The following is a 24,286-nucleotide window of genomic DNA, read 5'->3' as shown; positions in this document are numbered from 1 at the left end:
CCAAAAGTTGTATCTGCGTATCTTGCTATGGACAGGCATTGTCCAACACTCGCTTGTACGCATAGACTGATCTTACTCCGGCACCAGCTCGTAATAAAGCCCATACTTAGGACCGTCGGTGAAAAAGATGCGTACAAAATCATCCTTACCGATCTCAATCGGCGGGAGTACATTGCGTCCAGGGGCGAAATCCTGTACAAAGGGAAAGAGAATACCATCCTCTTTCCCTGCCGGATGTCCTCCCCGTTTCTTAACATAACAGAGGACATCTCGAGCCACTGGAACTTCTGCCGTAATCGCCATATGTACGGTCTTTTGTTTTCCGAATAATCCTCTTTTTTGTTGAACGGAATAATAGATTCTAGCTTTGCCTGCACTGACCACCACACGGTTCGCACCGTCACTTTGCCTCACCAGCAGTGTCTCTCCGTTCTCAGCAAGGCGAGCGTATATGGTATAGGAGACTAGGCCGATCTCATCCAATCGATCACGGTATCCATTGTTAGATTTGTATTCCTCACGAGTGTAGAGCTTCATTCCGACCGGAGGAATATCCCCGGTGCCAATAGAAGCCTCTTCTGCGGAGGTCTTATGGATGTACACCGCCTGCACGCCGTCCGGCCAGCGCCATCTCAGCGTACAGAACCGTTCATCCACTTGAGATGTCACATCCGTTATTACCAGAGCGGAAGCATTATCCTCGGCGTACCTCATCACTGTAAACCCCTTTCAACTACTAGAATCCTTTGCTATTCCGATTTCTCCGTCGATCAGGAAAGCTTTCTGACGGTGGATTAGGAGCTGCATTATTTCTTCTATTACGGTAAATACGTCCTTCACCTACCGGAATGACGCCTGTAAATAATGAGATGATTGCAGCCAATATAAGAACAGCAAGGAGGCGAATTAGGCCGTCAGTGAAATTGTGCCCGCTAAGTCCAAATTCCAGAATAAGCCCTGCGAACAACCCTGAGATTACGCCGCCAATCCCGAAGCCTTTTGCTAAATGACGGTTATCAAACATAATACCAAGACCGAGTCCAAGTGCAGCCCCGATTAGCATCAGCGACAAAATACGAACTGCAGCATAGTATGGACTATCTGCCGTAGCATCACTACGCACCGTAAGCAATGTTCGATCTCCCAAACGATCATAGATTTGCTGGAATACATCACCCAAAAGAGCCGTATCTGTCACATCATAATAGTGACCGCCCGTTATTTTCGCAATATCCTGCAGCAACTGGGTACCGGCAGGATCCTGCATCCCCAGACCAATGGTATTTACGGCAATGCCACGATCTATATAGGTCTGTAATTCTCGTGAGGTGTCGAAATTACTGACTCCGTCCGACAGCAAGATGACCATAGCGCCTTGATTTTTTCTGCCGTCACTGTCTATCTCCTTAAGTGCTTCCGAGATCGCACCGCTAATGTTCGTGCCACCCTCAGTTGGTTTCAAGTTATCAATGGCAGTCAACACCTTCTCACGATTCTGCGAATCCGAGAGTGGTGTTAACGGCTGGACGACTACAGCTTCGTGGTTAAATGTCACCACCGCTACCTGATTGTCATTGTCCATTCTCGCAATTAACGCCTTAGCGGCTGAATAACGGCTGTTATCAGGATCACTCTGCGCCATACTGCCAGAGTCATCGATAGCCATTACAACATTTTTAACCGGTTTAGCACCGCCAAAATTCAGCTCATAAACAAATTCTGTTAATGCTCCAACTCCAAGTGCAAGGACAATCATCAGAGGCAGGAGCTTCCAGGATAAACCTAGGTAGCGCTGCTTCCACGAGGCTCCGTTCAGCCGTGGCGAGATCATTTCTGCAAGCAGACAACCGATGCCGATACCGAGTGCTACTATGGCAAAATAAATGCCTACGAGCAAGATGGAAGGCAGATCGTTGTACCAGCTTAGCAGCCACTCGCCAAAAAGAAAGGCGACCCCGCCGCCGATCAGACTGAAGAAGAGCAGGAGCAGATTGATTTTTCTCTGCATCGTTATACTTCCTTTCCGGGAGAAACCTGAATTGTACTCTTATGGCCTTAACATTGTTCGGGGGTTATGTAGCCCGATTAACGGGCTGCCCGGATGTGTAATCATCCCCCAGATTGCACTTTGTGCAATAGAATGGAATAAAAGAAACATCTATTTCTATTCTATTGCATAATGTGCATTGGAAATAAGGAGAAATGTCCCTATTCCAGAAATCCACTTAAATCTAATATATCAAACACAATAGGACTCTAATTAAAGGTTAGCACATTAGGCGCATCAGCCATCAGCGCATCTCGGGAAGCTGCTCTTCACTCACCCCATGAAGCTGATAGCCATTCTGAGCATAGGTTTCATAATAAACCTTACCATTACGGTAATAGAGCAGGTCTTCTAAATGGAAACCACCCATCAGATTTAACTTCTCCACTCCGCTCCTGCGCTGTTCATGCACGAAGCCTAAGCGATAAATGCGGGTCGTCTCATCCACACCAAATGCATAGCGCAGGAATTCAGATGCGCTGTCTCCGAAGAAATATTTTTCCTCATGACGATGCTCTTGCGTGTATTCGAACAGACGAACATTGATCGTCGCGCTATCCTCCAGATTATGGTACAGACGCTTGAACAACTCTTCCTTGGATAGAACCTGACGGTTCTCATAAGCAGCCGCAACATTTGCACGCCGCAGCAATTCTTCTTCGAAAGATAGAGCAAACGGATCAGCCGTTAATATTTCCCGCTGACAAATGCCAATCAAACGCTCCGCTACCGCTTCTTTGCCTTGCTCTAAAAGCTTAGAAATGCTACCCATGTACTTGTCACTAAAGAATATTCCTGGTCCACGCCGGGTCTCGATCTCTTTCATTACTTCTTCTGTGACAACTCGATAGTATTCCATCACGTTCTGGCCAGTGGTTTCGTTCGTTCGCCCAATGCTGTCCATCACAGTAATACGTAACTCTTCTTCGAGCGTCTCCATAGCTTTCACACGGGCCACACATTCCACGTGAAGCTGCTCAAGCGCAGATTCCAAACGACTGCACAGCGCAAGCTCACTTTCCATACATAATAGCTCATATTTTTTGCTATATACCGCAGAGAATAAGTAATGAATGAAGTTGCGTACCGTTCGTTTGTCAAAAAGCGGCACACGCTGGAACGGTTGGCGCTCCACACTTTCCGCATAAAGATCCTCAAGCTCATCCTGCGCGGAGACAAGTGCTGAACGCAATCCTGTCATATGCTGACGCAAAGCATGCAGCACACTGCCACCCTCATCACGATCAGCTGTCCAGTCCGCAAGCTGATAGAATGTTACTGCTGGCGTAGCTGTTTCCTGTGCCGCCAATAGGGTGCGCCATCCACGAAGAGGATGAATACCTTCTACTCTCCGGTTAGACTCTGCGACAAAATTATTACGGAAATAAGCTTCGCCCCCATCACCGAACAGCTGCTGTTCAGCTTCACGAAGTGACAACTGCTTCAGCTCATTGTAGGACGGACGTCCATGGCTCATTAGCCCCGTCATTTCACTAAGGCCGTCTTTCACCGGGACTAGCTGCGTCGCATGCTCCCGCAAACTATCAGGATCCAGCCCTAATAGAGATTGACGCTCGCGCATAGTCCATGGACTACCCTCACGCATATCCGCTGCAAGACGCCGGAAGGCGTGATACAGCACGGCCAAGGCAATTTGGACATTAGGTCTTCTCACGCCAGAAAAGCCTGCGGAGGCGTAGCCTTGTCTTCCTGTGCTACCTCTAATACCGCTTTTAAAGGTCATATTGTTATAACCACCGTGTCCTGTAGCTTGATCAGAAGTCGGGCGGACACGATTCTTAAGTAGGCTAATATGGGAGATGATCTCATAGTTATCATCCATGCCGTGAGCCGACATCATGCCGCGCTCATTCTTATCGGAGAGCAGATACACAAGGTCAAATAAAGCGGAAGGACCATGACTCACTGGAATCGACAGACCATCCTCGGTTACAAGCAGCGGTGCATTAAACGTATAGTCCGTAGCTTGCATTCTGTCCAATTCACGCAGAAAAGCCAGCCCTACTGAGCTGGAATATCCAAAATTATCCCCTTGCTCCCGCTCATTGATTAAAGCGTAGAGATCCGTCTGTACCGACTTAAAGGACTGGCTGAGTATTGCTCGAGCCAGCAGTGTAATTTCTGGCAACAATACATTAAGCGGGTCATCGACCCGCGTAATGATAGAGAGATGGATCACGTCAAAAGATGAATATAGCCGTCCATAATCCGCTATACTGTTGCTCAGCCGCCGAATAACTTTATTCATTTCAGCAAGATAACGTGTATCCTCATGAAACTTGCGGTAAAGTTCATGACGCACAGTGCGTGGATCTGACCCTGCCATATCCGGCAAGGCCATGGCCAGCACCCGGTCTTTTCCTCCTGCATCAGAGCCCCTCTTGCTTCTGTCTGTGTCCTCACTCTTCGTGCCTGACACAGCATGTAATGCCATAACACCGCCGGCGTTATCCCATTTTCGTTCGCAGCTATCCAGCACCGGACCGATGGCCGGAGCAACCTTGTCGCCTACGAACAGAAACAGGGCAGGGTAATGGATGCTGCTGCGTCCATCCCCTTTGCTGCGCTGTGCCTCTTCCTGTACCGCATATTGTTCACCATAAGATAATGCCAGTGTTTTGATCATAGGCCTATTTCAACTTTCTGCGGATGCTGCCGAGTTTGCTAGTCATACTCTTATAGAAACTATACATCTCATCGCCGCTCTCATACTCTACCCGTTCATACTCCAAGCTGTCGCGTGCTTCAAGGAAGGATACATACAGCCCTTCCAGCTTATAGAGCAATGGGGTTACGTCTTCAGCGGCAGTCATTTCACTCGCACGACGAGCTGCCTTACGCAGCAGAACGCTGCGGCTCTTCTCATCCAGCTCCCGGAAATGACGGTACACGGCATATTCCACGTAGCTACGTTCTTTCATCAAGTTGGCAAACGGCTCCCAAGCGTCCTCTTCTTCATCACGATCATAAACGTAGAGTGCGCCTTTCTTGATAATGCTGTCCGTATACAACGCCTCGATGAATTGGTCCATCCACTTGTCTTCGTCCAGATATTGATGGAGCAGCCCTTCAAGCTCCGTTGCTTTTGCAGTCAGTTCAGCATATTTGGCTAGCTCAACACGAACACGAGAAATCAATTGCGGTGAACGAATTAGATTCTCCTGTGCCATATCTTTGTTAATGCTGCCAAAAATATCTTTAATGCCTTCGCGTTCCAAGCCCTTCTCGCGCAGATTCTTAAGTTCATCAGCCGCCTTCTTCACTTCTCCGAGATTCGGACGTGAAGAATTTAACTGCATATCAAATCCGCTCAATAGAGCATCCATATCAAATGGTTTCGTGAACACAACAGAGTATCTGTTGCTTGTGTTCTCGTCTACACCTTTTTCGATGATCACTCCGCTTGCCAACGCCTTTGCAAAGTCTGCACGCACACGTGCGTTATAATCACGTACACGAGAATTGACGTAAGTGTCACCCCATGATTTTTCCGGAATCGGAGAAGGCAGATACGTCCAGTTATTCTTATCCGTCATCACCAGATGGCGGCCGATCCCTTCCTTATCGAGAATGGTCCGCTCATAGTTCTCTTCAAACACCCGCAGCGGCGTGTATACGAAAAGTGGCACACCGTTGCGGGTGTTAAGCCAGAAAATACGGTTTTTCACTTGGCTTTCTTTGATTGTAAATTGTGATTTACCAAGCGCATTATTCTGATAATTACGAATCCCTTTCAGGATGCCAGGTGCTTTAACAGGCACGGAAACGAAGCCCCATGATGGGAAATGCAAGCTGCCCGAGCTGTTGCTAAGGTGGAAGGTAGGCACAGCCTCTTCGTCCAATTTACCGGCAATAATCCGCTCTACGAACTTATCCAACGGCTCTTCATGGCCGAATTTCATCACAAGGAAATCTTCCATCGAACGGGTGATCAGATCCCCGAACTTATCACTAAGGAACTCTGAAATCGAGCGAACGATATCAATCTCCTGTTCCTTAACCCAACGTCCGGAATGCTTCAGCATTTCACGGGTGAAGTCGCGAATCAAGTCGTCGCCGTCCTTCTGATCCATGATTTTGGAGATCGTCGCCGAAATATCCGGCACATTAACAATGTTCCAATAATAAGTTTTGTTTCCTTTATAATCCGCTTGCTCTTCACCATTGATAAGAATGTCCCCATTCTTGGCAAAAATCGAGCTAAGCGCACTAAGAATCTCCGTAAACACACCATAAATCCGGCTGTTTTCATCGTTTAAGAGCTCGTATAAGTCCTCATAAAATTGAATCATTTGCTCAGTACGTTCTACATCGGCATGCAGCCAATACTCATTGATTTTAGCGTCAATATAGGCATTTTTCTTCTTCTCTTTGGATACAAAAGCACTGCGTGCATCGCTCAGCTTTTCATCCGCACTGTCCTGCGCCGTCTCAATATCGCGTGGCAGACGCAGCAAGCTTTCACGTAAAGCCTCAATATAAGACTGAATCAGCTTCAAAATACAGAAGCCCTTCTCGGTATACAGCAGGCGGGAAACGTAGAACGGCCCTTGCTCTGGGTGCAGGAAGATGCGCTCCAGCTCTTCACTGAAACGTCCTACAATTTCGCCAGGCAGCTGCTTTTTCGATTTAATATATTCCTCACGGGCACGAGCCAGGAAGTTCTGCTCCAGCTCTGTATCCATACTTACCACTTGATTCTTGACTACATTGGCATGACTCAGGCGTTCGCTGTTCTCGTAACCTGGCAATGGCTCAGGCACTCGGGATTCAAAGGTTTTAATCATACTGTCGAGATCAATCCCAAGCTTACGTGCGAATTTCTCTACATCCTCTTGACCAGGCGCCTGCTGGAACATTTTTTCCATTTTATCAAACAAACGGAAGGCCAGATAAGTCGTCATTTCCTCAATCGGAAGCACGGCAGACGAGGCACCGATAATGTTGTACTCATAGTTAGCTGGATAAGTCTTATTCATCTGCGCAATATTGGTGCGGATATTACTGATATAGTCATGGATGGCGAATTCTTCACCAGACTGTTTTTCTTCACTTGCCATAAAGTTCGTGATGTTCTCAGCCGTTACGTTCATACAGTAATCATACGCATTCTCTAACAGCTTACCTTCGGTATTCGTTGCAGAGATCAAATGGCATAAATTAAACGGAGGCAGTGGAGAATTTACCGTCAAAATATTCCCGTATTGCTGCTGGAATCGCTCCCCACGACTATCTACATTCATCCAATAATCCAGCTCTTTTAGCGCCGCATAACCGTTCTTGCGAATATATTCACGCGTATGCTCACTTAGACTTTTATTAGACAGGTTCACGTCCGGTGTAAAGAGATAACCCAGTGTGTTCACACGGTCAATACCGGCTGATCCATAATCACGTTCAATAATACCGCGTACGATATAGGCAATATCAAGGAACGCTCCACTACCTGTACCCCCTGACAGACCTGTCAAAAGGAAGACCATCAGCTTTTTGTTCGTGCCTACAGATAAGGTCTTGATCTTCTTATCAATCGCTCCTACAACCTGATTAATCTTGGTGAACAAGAGCAGACGTCCAGCCTGCCGCACACCAGCGGCACCGTTCATACCATCTGTGATACTCAGCTCGGGTGACAGCCAATCCGTGATGTACGAATCAAGGATACTGCGGTTCTGCAGCAATCCGCCGATTTCAGCATTCGCTAGCAATACAAATTCATTCTGTGGATCGAGTCCGATCCCTTTGTATTTCTTTCCGCGATCCTGTTCATTCGTTTCAAAAGCTAGAAACTCTACATTATCCGGCTTGTCCCGCTTCTTCTTGGATATCGGATCTTCCGGCAGCTTAAAGCGGCGGTTAATCTGATATTTAAGACGCAGCAGGGCATCAATGCCCGTGCCGCCTAGTCCAATAATCAGGATCGGATTATCAATCGTATCCACCCTGATTTTATCGCTGACAATCCCGCCGCCTAGTGATACATCCAATTGCTGTATATGCTCTCTTACTACTGGTTTCATATGCTTTATCCTCCTAAAAGTTTTGCGGAAGCTGTACTTCAGATTTCTTGCAAAACCACTTCTATACTAAATATTCGAGATAAATCGTCTTATCTACCGTGTGCAGGGACACTGAAACGCGGTCACCACTCTTCAGCTCAAGACCACGCGAGGCATCCGCAGCACGTCCGGATCTCTCTACAGTAATACCTTCTCCACTGCGTAACAGCAATCGGTCATTCTTAGCTGGTGTGAAAATAATGCTCTCGCTTTCCTTCAGCTCAGGCGCTAATTGCAGCAGCTGATGAAGGGTGAACTTGCCTCTGAATCCAGCAAGTTTCTTATATTGTGGGTAGGTCTTCTCACCCGTATTGCCGTCTTTAACCTCAATTACCAGCTGTCCAACAAAACCACGTGCCGATTTCTTATTCAGCACATACCATGCGGCAGCGGCTGCCAACACCAGAAGAATACCACCAATAATGTAATACAAGGTATTGGACGAAGCTTCTTTCAGAGGTTCTTCTTTGCCCGTTCCTGTCGAAGGACTGGTAGTTGCAGCGCCACCTGCCTTCGCGCTGATTTTTACAGGAGCACTTTCACGATAGAAACTGCTTTCCTCTGCACGAACCTTCAGCTCATAGTCATGGCTTTCTTTTACCTCGAAGGTGCCCTTAAAAACATCCCCGGAGTTATCCAGTTCGATTTCCTGTACATCACCTGTATCGATATCTGTAGCAAGCAGTACCGCCTTCATATCTTGATACAAATTACTGAGCGTTACCTGAGTACCATTGCTGAACAGGTGAGAGGTAATATCAATTTTATCACCTTTTTTATAGGTTGCTGATGGCAACGCATCGATCTTAAGCTCCAAATCGTAGTTGAAAACTAGATTAATATCAATTTTATCCTTTGGCACACCTTTGACCTGAAGCTTCCAATCTCCTTCTTGCGGTGACAACAGCTTGATCAAGCTATAAGTAGAAGACTTCGACAGCACAACATCCTTGGACGGGATGGCGACAGCATTTCCTGAAGGATCCGTTAGCTTCGCGGTCACAGGCTGTGACGACATAATTGAGATATTGGCTTCCAAAACACTGCCGTTAGGCACGTTGACGGTCACATCCTGATAATCCCCATTTGCAGTGATCGACTGCACAGGTACTACCTTTAGCTTCAGATGACTAGCAAAAATTTCACTAAGTATTTGCGGAAGATCATCTGCGGAGTCCGTCGAAAATGCTTTACCACCTGTCTCAGTGGACAGATCAGCGAGTTTCTGTTTATTCAGCTTGCCGTCTGCGTTAAGACCAATCGTATAAATGGGATAGCCATTCTTTTTAGCGACTTCCACGGCTGCATTCAATTCTTTATCCGATTCGCTTTGCGTCCGGCCTGTTGATTTGTTGAAATCGTTATTGCCATCAGCTAGCATCACAATGATTGGCTCATGATTCGGATCGCTACCATTCTGGAGCACCTTCACAGCCTCTTCTACACCGACAGCAATGTCGGTATAAGCTCCACGGTCCAGTCCATCAATAAAATCCTTCAAATCCTTTTTATCTGTCTCTGAATTAATTTCCAGCAGGGCCTTCTCCCGCTGCACTTTGTCGGTATAGGCAACAATACCTACTTTATCACCTTGGGTAGATAGCATATCTATGAACATTTTCATCGCTTCGCTCGCGACCTTGTTCTTGTCACTAGTCTTCATGGAGTTACTGACATCGATAAGAAGCACCGCATCAATGTGAGATTGCGCCGATGTTGCCGCATAGGCCTGAACAGCTGCAAATGGTGAGGCAGCAAGACATAGAGCCAGCAGTAATGCCGGGAAGATACGTTGAATAAGTGTCTTAGTTGTTCTGTTACTTTGATATTTACGAAGCATAAATAGGGCTCCTCTTGTGTTATATTAGGCACATATGACAGGTTCAGCACTATCGCTAAAATCTGTAAATAGTATGCCATTATGATATAATTAAACCTTGTAAACTTCAACTTTAGGACCGCCGGACCAAAGTAGCAATGATGCATAGAGTTATCATTCTATGAGCCATCCAGACTGCGAGGCGTCTATGAGAAAGGACTGTTCCATGATTTCATACGTCATTCTTGGGATTACGTTCCTAATTGTCGTAATTCAGATTTCCATCTATGCTGCACGCCAACGTAAACCACTAACTCGAGATGATATTAACGACCGCCTACTGGCCGCTTTGAACGGAGGCGATAAAGGCCGTGAATAAGAAAAGACCTGTTACCTTTCGCCCTTTCAAGGCTCCTCGTTACGCTTATGACAAGCTTCGTATTTGTCGCCACTGCGGACAATACACTGCTCTCGGTGAAGATCGATGCACCAAATGCGGCAAAGACTCACTTATTACGGTAGAAAAGCAAGCTGCATCCATTGCAGGAAGAAAAATGCATACGCGCCTCCTATTCATCTTACTGCTTACACTAGCCTCCGTCTATTTTGGGAATAGCATAGAGCAGATGATGTTATGTGGTGCCGGAGGGATTCTCCTCGCTGGACTATTGTACTATACGCAGCGAAAAGCACGGCAGAACGAGAATCTTCGTTCTCTTAACGAGCTGCTTGGCCGAGGGATTGGCATCATCAAAGAGGGACTGGAGATCAACCGTCAGGAGGCTGTCTCCGTACTCCGTGAGGATGATGTGCTTGCCTACGAGAAGCTACGCGAACTCTCCATCCTGCTTCGTGGTGACCGGATCGCACGGCAGCGTATCGCCTTGCTGCATGGATTTTTGCTTCGCAAGGATATGGATTTAGAACTGGAGCAGCTTCTTCTTAAGGATTTCGAGCCGCTACTAGCCGAATATATCGGTGAGATCGCTAAGGTCCGTCCTGATCTGATCAAAGATCGTACACTACGATACGTAAAGAACTATGAAGTAGAAATTCGTCATATGAATAATGGTATGACCATCCTTACGGGAGTTGCCGGAGCTGCAGTAAGAATGAAGCGTTATGCCCTGCTCTACTCCAGTATGATCGGCCGATACGTGCAAGATCTGCCTAAAGACCGCTTTATGCGGTTATCCAAACTCATTGCTGCGAATCCCCATGAACCATGGAACGGCTTGGACCAAAGAGTAGCGGACATTCGTGAAGCCAAATACCGCTGGGACCCGGAAGTTCAATAGACATTCTTATATTTCAAGAAGAAACGGCATAATTGTTTCTCGGTGAAATATATGAATAAAGAATGATCTGAAACTATGCTTTCTTATATTTTGAAAAAAGAGGCTACTCTATATGACGTTCAAACAATTAATAACCCTGCGAAACTTTATGATCATTTTGTGTATAAGCATGTTTGTGATGCTTGGACAGAAGGTTTTTCTCATCGCCGACAAAATACAAATAACCAAGGAAGCCGAGCGTCTCTATGCTGCTGGCGATCTGATAAGTGCAGAGAATCAGTATCGCCTAGCGGCGGCAAACCATTCCATTCTTTATATGGAAGAAAAGGTTGCGAAGCGACTTGATGAGCTGACACCAATCACGGCCATCCGCCAAGGTTTGAAGGCCTTGGTATCTTCCGCTAAAGCACAAGCTGCGACTAATGATTTCACCGGATTTATGAAAAGTTATGATACTCTCCTCAGCTTAAAAGCTACATATATGAAGCCCGGTGGTCCTTATGAATCCTATTATCGCCAGTTATCGACCGATTCAGGCATTTCTGACCAGTTCACAACCTACTTCCGAGAATTTAAGGAGCAGTTTCTTACCGAACTTGCTCAGAGCCAAGATGGAAACAAGAGTGAAGAAGACACTTTTAAATGGAATCTGTTGCAGATTCCCGATGCTTATTATGGAAGCGCTGCATCCAAGGAGGAGTTGCTAGCCTCCAAGTTCAAAAGTCATGATACAGCTAAACTAAAAGCCTTAGCAGGCACAGGAAACTTTACAAGCATGCTGGAGAGCACCCTCTCCATGATGAATGCTTACAGCCAGCATAGTTACGAAGCGCCATGGGTACTTGGGCAGGCAGAAAGTAGCGGAAAGATCATCCTGAACAAAGATCTAGAGAGCGATAACATCACCGCCTTTGCTGGGCATGCTGTTGCTTATCGTAATTTTGCAGGATCGGCAGGGATCACCTCATCCAAAGTACTAACCTTAGTAGATACTAGTAAAGCTAAACTACTTAAAAATGCCAAGCGTATGACCAGTAAAGGTCAATATGCTGAAGCTATTCAGCTATACAGTGATCTTGCTCCGCTAGAAGATACTTCTTCAATCATTGCCGCTACAAGATTGGCTTGGAATATTGCCGAGCCTGTGCGCCTCCTCCCGGGCGGTGAAGAGCAAGGCAGATATGGGAACGTCATCTCCAGCAAGGGACTACACGATAAAAAGGTCATTGTGGCTGGAACGGATAGCAATGGTGTTCTCTATTATGCAGCAATGAATAGCGACGAAAGTGTCATTACTTTAACTGGAAATAGTTTACCAAAATTCGAGAGTCTGCGCAGTCTAACTTTTAATGACCAGCTTGCTGCCTCTTCAGGTTCTGGTGCCCCCGTGGTTCTGGCTGAATCTGAGGTCGAAGGTGGACGTACCCTTTTTACAGCATATGAAATGAAATCGGATGGTATTTCGCAGTTGTTTTCAGTGTCTGGAGATAGCTACGAACTGCAGTCCGATAATTCCTTACTCGTATCTAACGCGGATCTCGGAGACGGTGTCGTTGGACAGACGGCACGTTATCGTAAAGCAGATGGCAGCTATCAATTTGCTGAGATTGTTCAGGAGTATGCAGTAATTTCAGCTTCCGATGTAGCGCTTCATCCTTTTGAAAAGGTATCTTTTCACTGTGAAATCGTGGCAGATAACTTCGGTAATATGCTGGCTTACTCGAATGGGGTTTATATTTTGCTTCAAGGAGACTTGGGTTCCGTTACAGGTAACGCGTTAGTTAGTGGTCAATATCAGAACGGTTATCAGCTTGTTGGAACGGACACGGGAGAGCAATATGTGCCTGTGTTTGTGGTGGAATCCGTGGGTAGTATGAGTTTTGGACAGTAGAATATATGAGATAACTGATTAGTCGAATTGTGAGATCGCTCATCGTGACGAATGAGAAACTTTATATATACATGAACCTAGGATCACCATGTCCGCTTAGTTTTTTTGTCCAAGGGGTGTTGGTAGCCCGTCTATACTTGTGGTGTTCTTCTCTTGTCTATATTCTTTCAGACCTGCTTCGCCCTTTTGGATAGACCAACGTTGTAACGTATCTCGCTCACCATCATAACTCATGAATGGGACCGAAAATCCGCAGGAAGTCTGTACCTTATGAACATCAATTAAAATGATCTGTCTAGCTCCAGGCAGAGGTGTAAAAATAGGGTACAGTGCTTCCCATTCAAATGAACCAGGCAGGATTACTGTCCCTGTTCCATACAGTCTCAGAATGTTCGGCGGTCCTTCAAACGCACAAAACATAACCGTCACTCTTCCATTTTCCAGCAGATGTGCGCTCGTCTCATTACCACTACCGGTCATATCGAGATAAGCCACTTGATTAGGAGACAAAATCCGCAAGCAATCATGCCCCTTAGGCGAAAGATTAACATGCCCCTCTTCAGAAAGCGGCGCTGACCCTACGAATAAAAGATGCTGCCGAAGAATAAACTCCTGATGTGCAGGTAATATAGCCGTGAATTGTTTTCCCATTTGGTGTTCTCCGTTTCATTTTGGTTTGTGTGTGATTTGTTTGGTGGGACTGTCATGCTCCATCGAACATATTAACTCAACCAGCTACTTCAACTACACTTCCTTAGTTCAACTCCATCAAAGCTCATCCACTTCACTCACTCAACAAGTTATTTCAATTACACTCCACTTGCTCCATCTCCTTCCAAACGGTTTGGAGCATCATTAGGGTAAATGTAGGGTATTTTTACTCCTCTTTCTTGCTGTTTGGGCTCTTTGCGGTAAATGTAGGGTACTTTTACCCCTCTTTTTTGCTTTTCGGGCTCTTTGCGGCAAATGTAGGCTATTTTTACTCCTCTTTCTTGCTTTTTGGGCTCTTTAGGGTAAATGTAGGGCATTTCTGCCCTTGAAGATTGCTACTTCGGCTAGACGCAGCTAATGTGGGAGATTTTTACCGTTCTGTTGCACCACTTCGGCCTAACACAGCGAATGGTACGAAATTTTTACCATTTACTGGTTAACAACACATCCGCATTTAAATATGAAGCGTATTTACTCATTCCTTCTATTGATATATATTCGTTTTAATCGTTGAGTAACCCTTCACCCTCACCCAAGGGATTCAGCTCATCCGCGAAAAAAGGAACTGCCTCTCGGCAGCCCCCATATCCCCACGAAACATTTCTTTTAGCTAAAATATCTATCACCCGATCTATTCAATCGCAATATAAATCTCAACCTGCGTGTTAGCAGGATCAAAATTCCGCGAATCATAAATTTCAAAATCGCCCGTGTAAGTTCTTACCTCTGTAGAGCCCTTAAAATACGTCCAAATCTCCCCCCATGCTTGCGATACTACTTCAAATACCGGACCTTTTTTCGTCGTAAAAACCATATACTTGCTCTCCGGAACAGCCGCTCTCACGAGGCCGCTATCCGCCAAATGACTCTCCCCAGCGACTTCATGCCCAATCACAACGGTATAAGCTCCTGACGCATCACTCTCATAATCTGTATACAAGGCATAGATATACTCAGGTTTAACCGTATCCATCTGCCCCGCAATATTACTTTGGAAATACGTTTCCCACAGCCGCGATAAGCCCCCATCGGGACCCATTTCTACTTCATTTGTCGTACGTATGCTAACCCCAGCCAATGTCATTTTCGGTTTTTGTACAAAATAAGTATTCATTATTCTCCCTCATTTCCTGTAATTGAGTTCAGTATACACAAAGGAAGTGGACATCTGTCTGTCCAGTTAGAGCAGAATTATCGATTTGGGTTATAAAAGCATCAATGGGGTAATTAATAGTATGGAACTACACTCGAAGGGAATGACTACAGCATGTCAAAAATCAAATTAGCCGTCATCTACTACAGTGCCACAGGAACTAACTACCAGCTAGCACAGTGGGCCGCGGAAAGCGCCGAGAAAGCAGGAGCTGAGGTAAAACTGCTGAAGGTGCAGGAACTGGTTCCCGAGGACAAAATTGCGGCAAATCCGGCGATGAAGGCCCTGGCTGAGAAGACAAAAGATATCCCTGTTGCAACACCTGATGATATTGTGGAGGCCGATGCGATTATTTTCAGTTCTCCAACCCGTTACGGTAACATTGCTTCTCAAATGAAGCAGTTCATTGATACAACCGGAGGGATTTGGGGCAAAGGACTAACGGTAAACAAAGTCGTCAGCGCCATGAGCTCAGCACAGAATCCACATGGCGGACAGGAAGCTACGATTTTGGCACTCTACACATCGATGTATCACTGGGGAGCGATTGTCGCTGCACCTGGTTATACTGACCCCGTCACATTCGGTGCGGGAGGTAACCCTTACGGAACAAGTGTCAGTGTAGATGGAGACGGTAAAATGATCGAAGAGCAGGATCGGATCCGTGATGCTGTTTTTCATCAAGCGAAGCGTACTGTTGAAGTGGCTGGATGGGTCCAAGCAGGCAAAAGTAAAAACGCCAATAGTCAGAACTAGACTTCCGTCTATCGTTCGATACAGCAAAACACCCCTCGAAGCTACCTACGTAGCATATAAACCGAGGGGTATTATTATTTCAATAAATTATTCTCCAGGATACTTAAGACCCCACTGCGCACGTACTTGATCCAGCAGTTGCAGAATCGCTAACGACTCATCCAGTGACATCACCGGACTCTCTGTAAGTCCCGCTTGTAGACAACGCCCTACTTCCTCCGCTTCAAAACAATATCCGATAGAAGCTCGATCATCCACAAAGCTCTCTACCTTCTCATCCCCTATATAAAGCGAAGCAGATTTCGGGTTCACTAACGTCCCTTCAACAATTATACGGCCCTCTGTTCCAAACACATGCGCTTCCTCCAGCGTATTAAGACGAATACCACCGTTCAACGAAGCGGTTTTTCCATTGCCATAATTCAGCAGCAGGGAGAAATGCTCGTCCACTCCAGTCTCACCAATATGCACCGTACTGGAGATAGATTCAGGATGAGGTCCAAACACCATCGAGGCAAAAGAAACCGGATAAATTCCAACATCCAGCAGCGCGCCTCCACCCAGCTTCGGATTCAGCAATCTGCTTTCCGGATTCCAGTCGGTGCGAAATCCTAAGTCTGCCTTCACCAAGCGAACTTCACCGATTCTACCCTCGGCGATCCATTCTCTAACCTTCACAATCGCCGGGATGTAACGACTCCACATGGCCTCCATCAGGAATAGCTTATGATCTCTAGCGTAGGCCACTACTTCTTCTAGTTCTCCGCTATTCACGGTAAAAGGCTTCTCACATAGGACAGCTTTGCCTGCACGTAGCGCCAATAATGCATTTTCTTTGTGAAAAGGATGTGGCGTTCCAATATATACCGCGTCTACATTCGGGTCATTTACCAATTCCTCATAAGTAGCATAAGCATGTGGTACTCCATGATCCCTCGCGAATTTATCTGCACTTTCCTGTGAACGCGAACCCACGGCATATGCCACGCCATTGCTGGCGTGAGCTAAATCAGTAACAAACTGATGGGCAATCCAGCCTGTACTGAGAATTCCCCATCTTACCTTGTAAGCGTTATCCATTTTCATATGCATGTTCCTCCTAATCCTTCTGCTAAGTCTCCTTTAATTCTATCAGACCATTCTAATAAATGTATAGGAACTGATGCCAGCAAACACCACCGTCACCACCAAAATAGCAATATTCCAGATCCTGCTCAAAGCCGCTGAATGCTCGTTAGAACTCTGAATAAACGCTTTTTGCAAAAGGAACTGCAGGAATTTCATGATTATAAATCCCAAACATCCAAGCCCGCTTTGCAAAATAACCTCCAGACTAGACTTACTTACAAATCTATCAGCCATGTTCCCATCGTAATGGATCGGGACCCTATCAGGCATTTTGGAATATAGGAATAAATAAATAGCTACAGGAATTAAGGCTACCACACCGCTTAAGATCATCATCAGTTTGGTTTTGGACAACATTAATAACCTCCTTATACGGAACAATAATCTCTAGTTATTCTCCTTCCACTTCAATCAAAAATATCCGTTCCTTAAATCCACCACGACGTTCAGCTTTCTCCGCACGAAGCTCCTCCAGCTCTGCGCCATTACTTCCATGGGTCTCCGCCAGCGCATGAATTACTTCCAGCATGTCGGCAAGCTCCTCTAGAGCTTCATCATTACTCACTGCCCGAAAATACTCCTCCGACTCTTCTATCAATTTTTTACGTAGTTCAGTTATGTATTCTTTGGACTCTAATATTCTTGTTTTAAAGTCTTTACCTTGAGAAGCTATCAGATTGGGAATTCCGTCACGCACTAGCTTTTCATATACGGGCACTTAAGTTCTTCCTTTCTACTTGATGTTCGGACTGCCTTCACACTTGATCTGACCCCACCATTAGCCGTACTACAAAAGGAATATCTGCAGGAGCAAAAGTGAACTGACCGAGTGCAGTTGGAAACACCCACCTATATTCATCGTGATCGACAAGTTCAATTACACCTCCCAGATATCGGGCTTTCCAAGCAAACAGTCTGATCTCGACACTTCCATAGTTGTGCTCGTTCACGCCAAAGCTTTCATAGGGAAGGATTGTTATCCCCATCTCCTCCTGAAGCTCTCTTTGCAGACAATCTGCAATGCTTTCATCCTGCTCTATTTTGCCACCAGGAAATTCCCACAGACCTGCCTGAGATTTACCTTGCCTGCGCCGAGCAATAAGAATCTGTCCTTCTTCATTATGTATAATCGCTGCCGCCACCTGGATCACAAGGAACACCTCCTTTATTGCTATTTATTAGACAGATACTTCTATTAAAACATACATTTCATTCCAAACCAAAGAGACTCTCCCAAAAGCTATTAGGCCCGGGAAAGTCTCTTCCGTACAGTTTCTCTATAAATTCACAGCAACATCTTCCTTAAGGAAAGGCTGCTCTATTTCTTCAACACAAGCTCTAATCGAACCTCAAGATTGTTCTCCGTATCCAGCACAACGGTATGCGGATTGCTTAAACCAAAGTCAGAAAAGGCCACTGTTGTCGTACCCGACAGCATCAGCTGTCCACCACTGTACGCTGCTTGAGACTGGAAGGTAACATCCTTTTCCACACCCTTCACTGTAAGCGTTCCTTGCATTTCAACCGGCACAGTTGCTCCTTCGGTCCATTCCGTTGGCAGCTCCGAGAATGATTTAACGACAAACGTAGATTGTGGAAATTCCGTAACGGCTAGAAAGTCTTCCCCTTTTACATGCTCATCTCTTTGACCATTGCCAGAGTCCAGAGCGCTCATATCTACTGACCCTTCTCCAACCATCGAAGTAGAATCTTCTATATTAACTTTCCAGGTACCTTGAACTTTGTTATCCACGAAGTTTACTGTTTCTTTAGAGGTGGTTACTGACCAATATACTTTAGAAGCATCCGTAACCGTCCAATCACCGTTTAATTGATCGGCTGTGACCGACGCTCCTGCTGGTGCTCCAGTGTTAGTCGTGCTTTCTCCATTACCGGCTGTTGTGGCTTGCCCTGGAATCACGGACTCGATCTGTACATTATTGCCCAGCGATTTATCCAGCAATGTATAACCTGTGACTACTCCTACGATAATGACTCCGGCCGCGATCAAGGCTATTCTTTTTCTCTTCATCCTGTTCCCTCCAATATTCAAAATATTCTGTATATTTTCAAGCTCGTCCCTCATTCTAACAAAGCAATAAGTCGGGAAGAAGTCAGAGCAGAGCGAGCTATGATGTGTTAAACTTGTCGTAATTTTATAGATTGGAGGACCACCACATGATGAGATCCATTCTAATTGTTGAAGATGAGGAAGCTATCTCCAGGGTCCTCAGTGCCTATCTGAAAAAAGCAGGCTTCCATGTCACCCGTGTAGCCGACGGACGTGCTGCGCTGGAGTCTTTTGCTATAACACCTCCCTCATTAGTATTACTCGACATCATGCTGCCAAACATGGACGGCTTTGAACTGCTAAAGCTGATCCGTGAAAAAAGCAGCTGTCCCGTGATCATGCTCACCGCAAGGGACGGGATCAATGACCGACTAGCCGGTCTCGACGGTGGTGCGGATGATTATATGTCTAAGCCCTTTATTCCTGAGGAAGTGGTGGCACGCGTGAATGCTGTGTTACGCCGTCCTTCGCAGTGGTCCGATGGCAGCCGCAAACGGCATTATGGCAGTTTGTTTATCGACTTTACTGCACGAGCTGTCTTTTTAAACGGGGTTGAGCTGAGTCTTAGTCCACGTGATATGTCGGTCATGTTATTTCTGGCTGAAAGACCTAATCAAATATGTACTCGCGAGCAATTAATAGAACATGTCTGGGAGATGGATTACGAAGGAAGTGACCGAGCCGTGGACTTGTCTATCAAAAGACTTCGCCAAGCGCTGTCGCATTGGCCAGTAGATGAGGGGGAAATCCGTACCCTGAGAGGGACAGGATATCAATTATGGACAACCTAAAGAAAAGCAGCCCCAAACGTACTTCGATTCTCTCCTATTGGACGATTCGTTACCTGCTCATCATTAGTGTTGGCCTCCTGTTAACTGCACTAACGACGTTCTGGTGGATCCAACAAGAAGCTATGAGTAACCGGATGCAGACTACTGGATTATTAGCACAGGAGATTGCCGACCGGAGCGTAAATCGTGAGGGTTCAATAGAGATCAGCCAAAATCTTGGAATGCTCATTGAAGACCGAAAACGATTCTTCAAGTTAACCGTAGAAATGTGTGTAATCATTACGGATCAGCAAGATCAGATGCTGTTCTCTATGCCACCACTAACTGAAGATGAGATGAGGCATAAACTTAATGATAGCCTTAACGACTCTCGCAGTCCGGAGTTCAAAGCTGCAGTAGCGTCCATAAAATCGGATGGGGAAACGCTGGGACAGGTGATTGTCCTTCAATCCAAGAAATCGCTGAGGCATATCCCGCAGGAGGAGATCATTTTTTTCTCCATTCTGTTGCTATTTCTAATCATATTAAGTTGGCTAACCATTTACCTCTTGTCTCGTAAACTGGCAAAACCGATCCAGAAAGTAGCCAAAGCAGCCGCTCAAATCAGTCATGGCCGTTATGATATCGTTCTGGATAAGGACGCCAAAGAACGAGAAATCCATGAACTGATGTTGTCTTTTGAAGAGATGGCAGGCAAGTTACAACAATTTGAGCAGTCCCGTGCGGTTATGTTAGCCGGTGTATCCCATGAACTAAAGACACCAGTAACCTCTATTAAAGGCCTAATCCATGCCGTTCGTGAAGGGGTTGTCGAAGACGATGAAGCTGTGGAATTTCTAGATATTGCTTTGCAGGAAGCTGGACGATTGCAACGGATGGTTGCCGATCTTCTGGATTACAACGCACTGACTGCAGGAATCGTCTCTGTCCGTCACGATCGACTGGATGCCGTGCCACTGTTATCTGAAATCGTGTATCAATGGAAGCTGACACAAGCGGATGAAGTTGCAGAGCCTATGCTCCATATGCCAAGAACTCCCTTATTTTTGTGTGGGGACCCGCTACGTATCCAACAAATCATCGTCAATTTACTTAATAACAGTGTACAAGCCAAAGCCCCAGACCGAATGGTACAGCTTACAGTAGAGCTGCTTGAACAGCAAGGTCATGGCATGGCGGAGATTCGTGTTCAGGATAATGGGCTGGGCATCTCATCAAATCATAGTGAGCATGTCTTCGAGGCTTTTTTCCGAGGTAGCGACAAACAGAGCACACTACGGGGTCTGGGACTCGGTCTCACCTTCAGCCGTCTTTTAGCCGAATCTATGAACGGAAGCCTTGTGCTTGAGAAGCACTCCCAGGAAGGCTGTACCTTCGTGCTGTCTCTGCCGCTTGATCACTAAAAAATAGTCTGCGGGCCATCGTCATGGTATAATCATGTGCACAATCACACCGAAAACCGGAGGCTGTATATGCTTACTTTTGAACAAAAATTAGCGATTCTCGACTCTTACCCCCAACTGGAACGTAAAAACGTATCCCTTGGGCGCGTGAACTATCACTACGAGGAAAGCCAGCATGATAAGAAAACCGTTGCCTACCATCTGCATCCTAATGGGAATGGTTATGTGTTCGCAGGCTTATTGCGGGGCTATGAGGCAGATGATAAGGGCTTTGTGAACATTCGCGACTACTCGGAATCCGAGCTGCGGAGTCTGTTGGATGCCTCCATCACCTCACTCTCTATTTACATTCCAGACGCCCCTGTAGCCAGCAAAAGAAAGAAAAAGGCTGCGGCAGCCGCCGACTCACTCTGGACTAATGATGAGGGTCATACACTTACTCTAAAACTTGAAGATGATTTATGGTATGTCTATGCCGACCTTAATCTAGAAATGGCCTTTGAGACCCTTGAGGAAGCTAAAGAATATTTAGCAGAAGAGGGATTTACAGCACAGGAGTAAGCAGGGGTAATAATAACTCCTATCAGAAAAAAATAAAAAGAGGTGTCCTAACAGCCATTTGTTTTGGCGATTTGGACACCTTTTTTCAGTTGCGCGCTTGCAAGCTCTACCCAAAACTTCGCTAATAAAAAACATTAATATACCCTCTAACTACCGAGACCATCATTCAATAATTTGTAGTATAAAAAGAATACTACCACTAAAACCCAAATTATGGTTAGATGAAGGGGAAGCTATATCCTAAAGGGAAAGAAGCGTGAACGCACATGAGTTTTGAAATCGTAGAAGCCACTATACCGGAGATCCAAGCTGCATTAGAAGCCGGAGAACTTACGTCAAAACAACTAGTTCTCATGTATTATGAACGCATAGCTGATCATGACAAAAATGGCCTGACGATTAACTCTGTGCTGGAGATCAATCCTGATGCATTATTTATCGCAGAATCTCTAGATGTTGAACGTACGATCAACGGCTCCCGGGGACCCCTGCACGGCATACCTGTGTTATTGAAGGATAACATCAATACAGGGGATAAAATGCATACTAGCGCGGGCTCGCTGGCTTTGGCGAATTCTTTTGCCGGGGAAGATGCGTTTATAGTTACCAAACTGCGTGAAGCCGGAGCAATCATTATGGGTAAAGCCAATATGACCGAATTCGCCAATTTTATGACAACCGGCATGCCCTCCGGATACAGCTCCCGCGGCGGGCAAGTCCTTAACCCCTACAATATATCTACACCAACAGGTGGCTCCAGTGCTGGTTCCGCGGTAGCTGTCGCTTGTAACTTTTGTACAGTTTCTGTTGGCACAGAGACCTCGGGATCGATCCTTAACCCTGGTAACTTGGGCTCCATTATTGGCATTAAGCCAACCGTTGGACTGCTCAGCCGTTCGGGAATCCTTCCGCTATCCAATACACAAGATACTGCTGGCCCTATGGCCAGAACCGTTCGTGATGCCGTTCTGCTGCTAAACGCAATGCTCGGCAATGATACTCAAGATGCAGCAATGGGAACGAATATAGGTAGAAACCACAAGGATTACACTGTATTCCTAGACGAGAATGGCTTGCAAGGCGCCCGAATAGGTATCCCGCGTGATTATTATTTCGAGGAGCTGACAGATGAACAACTTGCACTGTTCGATGCTTCCGTAGATAGAATGAGAGAGCTTGGGGCGACCATCATTGATCCTGCGGATATTAAGACCGCCCGGGAAATTAGTTATTCTTCTGTGGTATTGAATGAATTCAAAACAGCTTTGAACGCTTATTTATCTCGTTTGGGCCCTGGGGCACCGATGCGAACGTTGAAGGATATTATTGATTTTAATCATGCACATCCTGTGGAGACTTTGAGATATGGTCAAGCTACGTTAATAGATGCGGAATATACCTCTTCCGGCACACAAACCGAACCAAAGTATTTGCTGCACCGTGCGACTGATCTAAAACTATGTAAGGAAGAAGGCATCGACGCCACCCTGAAGGAGCACAATCTGGATGCCCTGCTGTTCCCCGCCGATTTCGGCGCCAGAATTACCTCCAGAGCAGGATATCCGTCCATCGTTGTGCCTTCCGGTTATACATCAGCCGGCGCCCCTTTCGGTGTAACTTTCTCAGCGAAAGCTTATCAGGAGCCTACACTCATCAAGCTCGCCTATGCATATGAACAAAACTACAAGGTGCGAAAAGCACCATCACTAAAGAGTTTTATCTGATCACTTCTTATATCAAAAAGCCCGTAAACGGTGATGGTCTCATTCACTGTTTACGGGCCTTTACTTTTCCAAAATCTACATATACTTACTCATAGTCACGTTGATTCTCTTCATCGGCAATATTCTGAATTTCATCAGAGTGAATTAGAAACAACTCATACTCTCCTTCAGCATGCAGCTTCAGCGCCCGCTCTTTAAAAAACTTCGGACTCCCCTCCGCCGCATCCTCATCATAAAAGAGCAATATTCCGTCACTTTTGCGGAACAACAAATCGTCTCTAGCCCGAAACTGCCAGCTACCGTCATAAGGAGCATTACTGACCGCCCCGAAGAAATCCGCACCCGCAATAATACGCCGATACTCGTTCTGCTTTTCTTCTTTCCATTTCTCTTCCTGACCAGTATGCGCTGTAATGATCCCAAGCTTTAAGTCCGGATATTGCAGCTTAAGTTCGCTTACCACTTCGCATGCCCACAGATCCACACCATACTGGCCGGGCGTAATCACCCATTCCACGCCTTCTTCAATCAAAGGTTTTAATCGGTTAGCTAGTGCCTTTTTGATATAAGGAATCCCTAGATGCTTATTGTCAAAAATACCGAGCTCGTGCGCACGATACCCCGTTACTAGTAAAGTCTTCATGTGCTGCCTCTTTCCTGGTCGTCTCATTGCAGATTGTGCAACAGAATGCTACCTTTGGCTCCTATAAAATCATTCCATTGTACTTCGTGCAATAGAATTCTTATCCCCCCTCATTTTAGGAGAATCTATTGTACAAAGTGCAACCTATTGGGCTATAAAGCTCCACATATTTGTTCATTATATAACATTTGCATATTTCATTTCTTTAGG

21 protein-coding genes are annotated in these 24,286 nt (G+C 45.9%); 8 read left to right on the top strand and 13 right to left on the bottom strand.

Annotation, left to right across the window (positions count from 1 at the left end):
• Positions 1-72 precede the first annotated feature (72 nt).
• The 5 genes from PAENI_RS19610 to PAENI_RS19590 all read right to left on the bottom strand — a co-directional run bounded on the left by PAENI_RS19610 (position 73) and on the right by PAENI_RS19590 (position 9,967).
• Positions 73-714 (bottom strand): hypothetical protein, encoded by a 642-nt coding sequence (locus PAENI_RS19610; protein ID WP_042185104.1) that lies wholly within the window; start codon positions 712-714, stop codon positions 73-75.
• A 22-nt stretch (positions 715-736) separates the two neighbouring features.
• Positions 737-2,008 carry a vWA domain-containing protein gene (locus tag PAENI_RS19605; RefSeq protein WP_149646439.1) on the bottom strand — a complete coding sequence of 424 codons (1,272 nt, stop codon included), beginning with the start codon at positions 2,006-2,008 and terminating at the stop codon, positions 737-739.
• Between the two features lie 283 nt (positions 2,009-2,291).
• Positions 2,292-4,694 (bottom strand): transcription initiation factor TFIID, encoded by a 2,403-nt coding sequence (locus PAENI_RS19600; protein WP_149646438.1) that lies wholly within the window; start codon positions 4,692-4,694, stop codon positions 2,292-2,294.
• Between the two features lie 4 nt (positions 4,695-4,698).
• Positions 4,699-8,088 carry a tubulin-like doman-containing protein gene (locus tag PAENI_RS19595; RefSeq protein WP_149646437.1) on the bottom strand — a complete coding sequence of 1,130 codons (3,390 nt, stop codon included), beginning with the start codon at positions 8,086-8,088 and terminating at the stop codon, positions 4,699-4,701.
• A 61-nt stretch (positions 8,089-8,149) separates the two neighbouring features.
• On the bottom strand, positions 8,150-9,967 hold the full coding sequence (locus PAENI_RS19590; RefSeq protein ID WP_149646436.1) for a vWA domain-containing protein: 1,818 nt from the start codon (positions 9,965-9,967) through the stop codon (positions 8,150-8,152).
• Positions 9,968-10,172: 205 nt separating this feature from the next.
• Here PAENI_RS19590 and PAENI_RS31910 point away from each other — a divergent pair, with 205 nt between their 5' ends.
• From PAENI_RS31910 to PAENI_RS19580, 3 genes are all read left to right on the top strand, one after another.
• The gene (locus PAENI_RS31910; RefSeq protein ID WP_179086680.1) at positions 10,173-10,325 is read left to right on the top strand and encodes a hypothetical protein; all 153 of its coding nucleotides are present in this window, start codon (positions 10,173-10,175) and stop codon (positions 10,323-10,325) included.
• On the top strand, positions 10,318-11,244 hold the full coding sequence (locus PAENI_RS19585; RefSeq protein ID WP_149646435.1) for a hypothetical protein: 927 nt from the start codon (positions 10,318-10,320) through the stop codon (positions 11,242-11,244). Before PAENI_RS31910 ends, PAENI_RS19585 begins: the two co-directional genes overlap by 8 nt.
• A gap of 112 nt (positions 11,245-11,356) precedes the next feature.
• Complete coding sequence (locus tag PAENI_RS19580) at positions 11,357-13,135, top strand: hypothetical protein (RefSeq protein WP_149646434.1); 1,779 nt, start codon at positions 11,357-11,359, stop codon at positions 13,133-13,135.
• Between the two features lie 96 nt (positions 13,136-13,231).
• On the opposite strand, the gene PAENI_RS19575 is transcribed toward PAENI_RS19580, so the two are convergent.
• A complete protein-coding gene (locus PAENI_RS19575) occupies positions 13,232-13,786 on the bottom strand; it encodes a pyridoxamine 5'-phosphate oxidase family protein (protein ID WP_149646433.1) in 555 nt (184 codons plus the stop codon).
• A gap of 691 nt (positions 13,787-14,477) precedes the next feature.
• On the bottom strand, positions 14,478-14,960 hold the full coding sequence (locus tag PAENI_RS19570; protein WP_149646432.1) for a GyrI-like domain-containing protein: 483 nt from the start codon (positions 14,958-14,960) through the stop codon (positions 14,478-14,480).
• Between the two features lie 153 nt (positions 14,961-15,113).
• Here PAENI_RS19570 and wrbA point away from each other — a divergent pair, with 153 nt between their 5' ends.
• On the top strand, positions 15,114-15,755 hold the full coding sequence (wrbA, locus tag PAENI_RS19565) for an NAD(P)H:quinone oxidoreductase type IV (protein ID WP_076299112.1): 642 nt from the start codon (positions 15,114-15,116) through the stop codon (positions 15,753-15,755).
• An 87-nt stretch (positions 15,756-15,842) separates the two neighbouring features.
• Here the strand turns inward: wrbA and PAENI_RS19560 are convergent, their stop codons facing one another.
• The 5 genes from PAENI_RS19560 to PAENI_RS19540 all read right to left on the bottom strand — a co-directional run bounded on the left by PAENI_RS19560 (position 15,843) and on the right by PAENI_RS19540 (position 18,915).
• Positions 15,843-16,841, bottom strand: a complete 999-nt coding sequence (locus PAENI_RS19560; RefSeq protein WP_149646431.1) for a Gfo/Idh/MocA family protein — start codon at positions 16,839-16,841, stop codon at positions 15,843-15,845.
• 45 nt (positions 16,842-16,886) lie between these two features.
• A complete protein-coding gene (locus tag PAENI_RS19555; protein ID WP_076283856.1) occupies positions 16,887-17,240 on the bottom strand; it encodes a DUF1648 domain-containing protein in 354 nt (117 codons plus the stop codon).
• 34 nt (positions 17,241-17,274) lie between these two features.
• The gene (locus PAENI_RS19550; protein WP_149646430.1) at positions 17,275-17,601 is read right to left on the bottom strand and encodes a nucleoside triphosphate pyrophosphohydrolase; all 327 of its coding nucleotides are present in this window, start codon (positions 17,599-17,601) and stop codon (positions 17,275-17,277) included.
• A gap of 37 nt (positions 17,602-17,638) precedes the next feature.
• A complete protein-coding gene (gene mutT / locus PAENI_RS19545) occupies positions 17,639-18,034 on the bottom strand; it encodes an 8-oxo-dGTP diphosphatase MutT (RefSeq protein ID WP_149646429.1) in 396 nt (131 codons plus the stop codon).
• Positions 18,035-18,201: 167 nt separating this feature from the next.
• Positions 18,202-18,915 (bottom strand): YceI family protein, encoded by a 714-nt coding sequence (locus PAENI_RS19540; RefSeq protein ID WP_149646428.1) that lies wholly within the window; start codon positions 18,913-18,915, stop codon positions 18,202-18,204.
• Positions 18,916-19,064: 149 nt separating this feature from the next.
• Between PAENI_RS19540 and PAENI_RS19535 the strand changes: the two genes are divergently transcribed.
• The 4 genes from PAENI_RS19535 (at position 19,065) to PAENI_RS19520 (ending at position 23,433) form a co-directional block, all read left to right on the top strand.
• On the top strand, positions 19,065-19,745 hold the full coding sequence (locus tag PAENI_RS19535; RefSeq protein ID WP_042193322.1) for a response regulator transcription factor: 681 nt from the start codon (positions 19,065-19,067) through the stop codon (positions 19,743-19,745).
• The gene (locus PAENI_RS19530; RefSeq protein WP_149646427.1) at positions 19,733-21,148 is read left to right on the top strand and encodes a HAMP domain-containing sensor histidine kinase; all 1,416 of its coding nucleotides are present in this window, start codon (positions 19,733-19,735) and stop codon (positions 21,146-21,148) included. Before PAENI_RS19535 ends, PAENI_RS19530 begins: the two co-directional genes overlap by 13 nt.
• Positions 21,149-21,217: 69 nt before the next feature.
• The gene (locus PAENI_RS19525; protein WP_149646426.1) at positions 21,218-21,709 is read left to right on the top strand and encodes a hypothetical protein; all 492 of its coding nucleotides are present in this window, start codon (positions 21,218-21,220) and stop codon (positions 21,707-21,709) included.
• 266 nt (positions 21,710-21,975) lie between these two features.
• Positions 21,976-23,433 carry an amidase family protein gene (locus PAENI_RS19520; protein WP_149646425.1) on the top strand — a complete coding sequence of 486 codons (1,458 nt, stop codon included), beginning with the start codon at positions 21,976-21,978 and terminating at the stop codon, positions 23,431-23,433.
• 85 nt (positions 23,434-23,518) lie between these two features.
• Here PAENI_RS19520 and PAENI_RS19515 read toward each other — a convergent pair whose 3' ends face one another.
• Positions 23,519-24,076 carry an SLOG family protein gene (locus tag PAENI_RS19515; RefSeq protein WP_042185074.1) on the bottom strand — a complete coding sequence of 186 codons (558 nt, stop codon included), beginning with the start codon at positions 24,074-24,076 and terminating at the stop codon, positions 23,519-23,521.
• Between the last annotated feature and the right edge of the window lie 210 nt (positions 24,077-24,286).

It is taken from the genome of Paenibacillus sp. B2(2019), assembly GCF_008370385.1.
Lineage (GTDB): Bacteria > Bacillota > Bacilli > Paenibacillales > Paenibacillaceae > Paenibacillus_AQ.
This window is presented reverse-complemented; position numbering and strand designations above follow the sequence as displayed.

What these genes read in the sequence shown, in the direction of transcription:
- PAENI_RS19575 (WP_149646433.1), bottom strand. Translation starts at nt 13,786, where the DNA reads ATGGGAAAACAATTCACGGCTATATTACCTGCACATCAGGAGTTTATT.
- PAENI_RS19595 (WP_149646437.1), bottom strand. Translation starts at nt 8,088, where the DNA reads ATGAAACCAGTAGTAAGAGAGCATATACAGCAATTGGATGTATCACTA.
- PAENI_RS19530 (WP_149646427.1), top strand. Translation starts at nt 19,733, where the DNA reads ATGGACAACCTAAAGAAAAGCAGCCCCAAACGTACTTCGATTCTCTCC.
- PAENI_RS19590 (WP_149646436.1), bottom strand. Translation starts at nt 9,967, where the DNA reads ATGCTTCGTAAATATCAAAGTAACAGAACAACTAAGACACTTATTCAA.
- PAENI_RS19610 (WP_042185104.1), bottom strand. Translation starts at nt 714, where the DNA reads ATGAGGTACGCCGAGGATAATGCTTCCGCTCTGGTAATAACGGATGTG.
- PAENI_RS19600 (WP_149646438.1), bottom strand. Translation starts at nt 4,694, where the DNA reads ATGATCAAAACACTGGCATTATCTTATGGTGAACAATATGCGGTACAG.
- PAENI_RS19605 (WP_149646439.1), bottom strand. Translation starts at nt 2,008, where the DNA reads ATGCAGAGAAAAATCAATCTGCTCCTGCTCTTCTTCAGTCTGATCGGC.
- PAENI_RS19570 (WP_149646432.1), bottom strand. Translation starts at nt 14,960, where the DNA reads ATGAATACTTATTTTGTACAAAAACCGAAAATGACATTGGCTGGGGTT.
- PAENI_RS19540 (WP_149646428.1), bottom strand. Translation starts at nt 18,915, where the DNA reads ATGAAGAGAAAAAGAATAGCCTTGATCGCGGCCGGAGTCATTATCGTA.
- PAENI_RS31910 (WP_179086680.1), top strand. Translation starts at nt 10,173, where the DNA reads ATGATTTCATACGTCATTCTTGGGATTACGTTCCTAATTGTCGTAATT.
- PAENI_RS19535 (WP_042193322.1), top strand. Translation starts at nt 19,065, where the DNA reads ATGAGATCCATTCTAATTGTTGAAGATGAGGAAGCTATCTCCAGGGTC.
- wrbA (WP_076299112.1), top strand. Translation starts at nt 15,114, where the DNA reads ATGTCAAAAATCAAATTAGCCGTCATCTACTACAGTGCCACAGGAACT.
- PAENI_RS19520 (WP_149646425.1), top strand. Translation starts at nt 21,976, where the DNA reads ATGAGTTTTGAAATCGTAGAAGCCACTATACCGGAGATCCAAGCTGCA.
- PAENI_RS19580 (WP_149646434.1), top strand. Translation starts at nt 11,357, where the DNA reads ATGACGTTCAAACAATTAATAACCCTGCGAAACTTTATGATCATTTTG.
- PAENI_RS19515 (WP_042185074.1), bottom strand. Translation starts at nt 24,076, where the DNA reads ATGAAGACTTTACTAGTAACGGGGTATCGTGCGCACGAGCTCGGTATT.
- PAENI_RS19560 (WP_149646431.1), bottom strand. Translation starts at nt 16,841, where the DNA reads ATGAAAATGGATAACGCTTACAAGGTAAGATGGGGAATTCTCAGTACA.
- PAENI_RS19555 (WP_076283856.1), bottom strand. Translation starts at nt 17,240, where the DNA reads ATGTTGTCCAAAACCAAACTGATGATGATCTTAAGCGGTGTGGTAGCC.
- PAENI_RS19525 (WP_149646426.1), top strand. Translation starts at nt 21,218, where the DNA reads ATGCTTACTTTTGAACAAAAATTAGCGATTCTCGACTCTTACCCCCAA.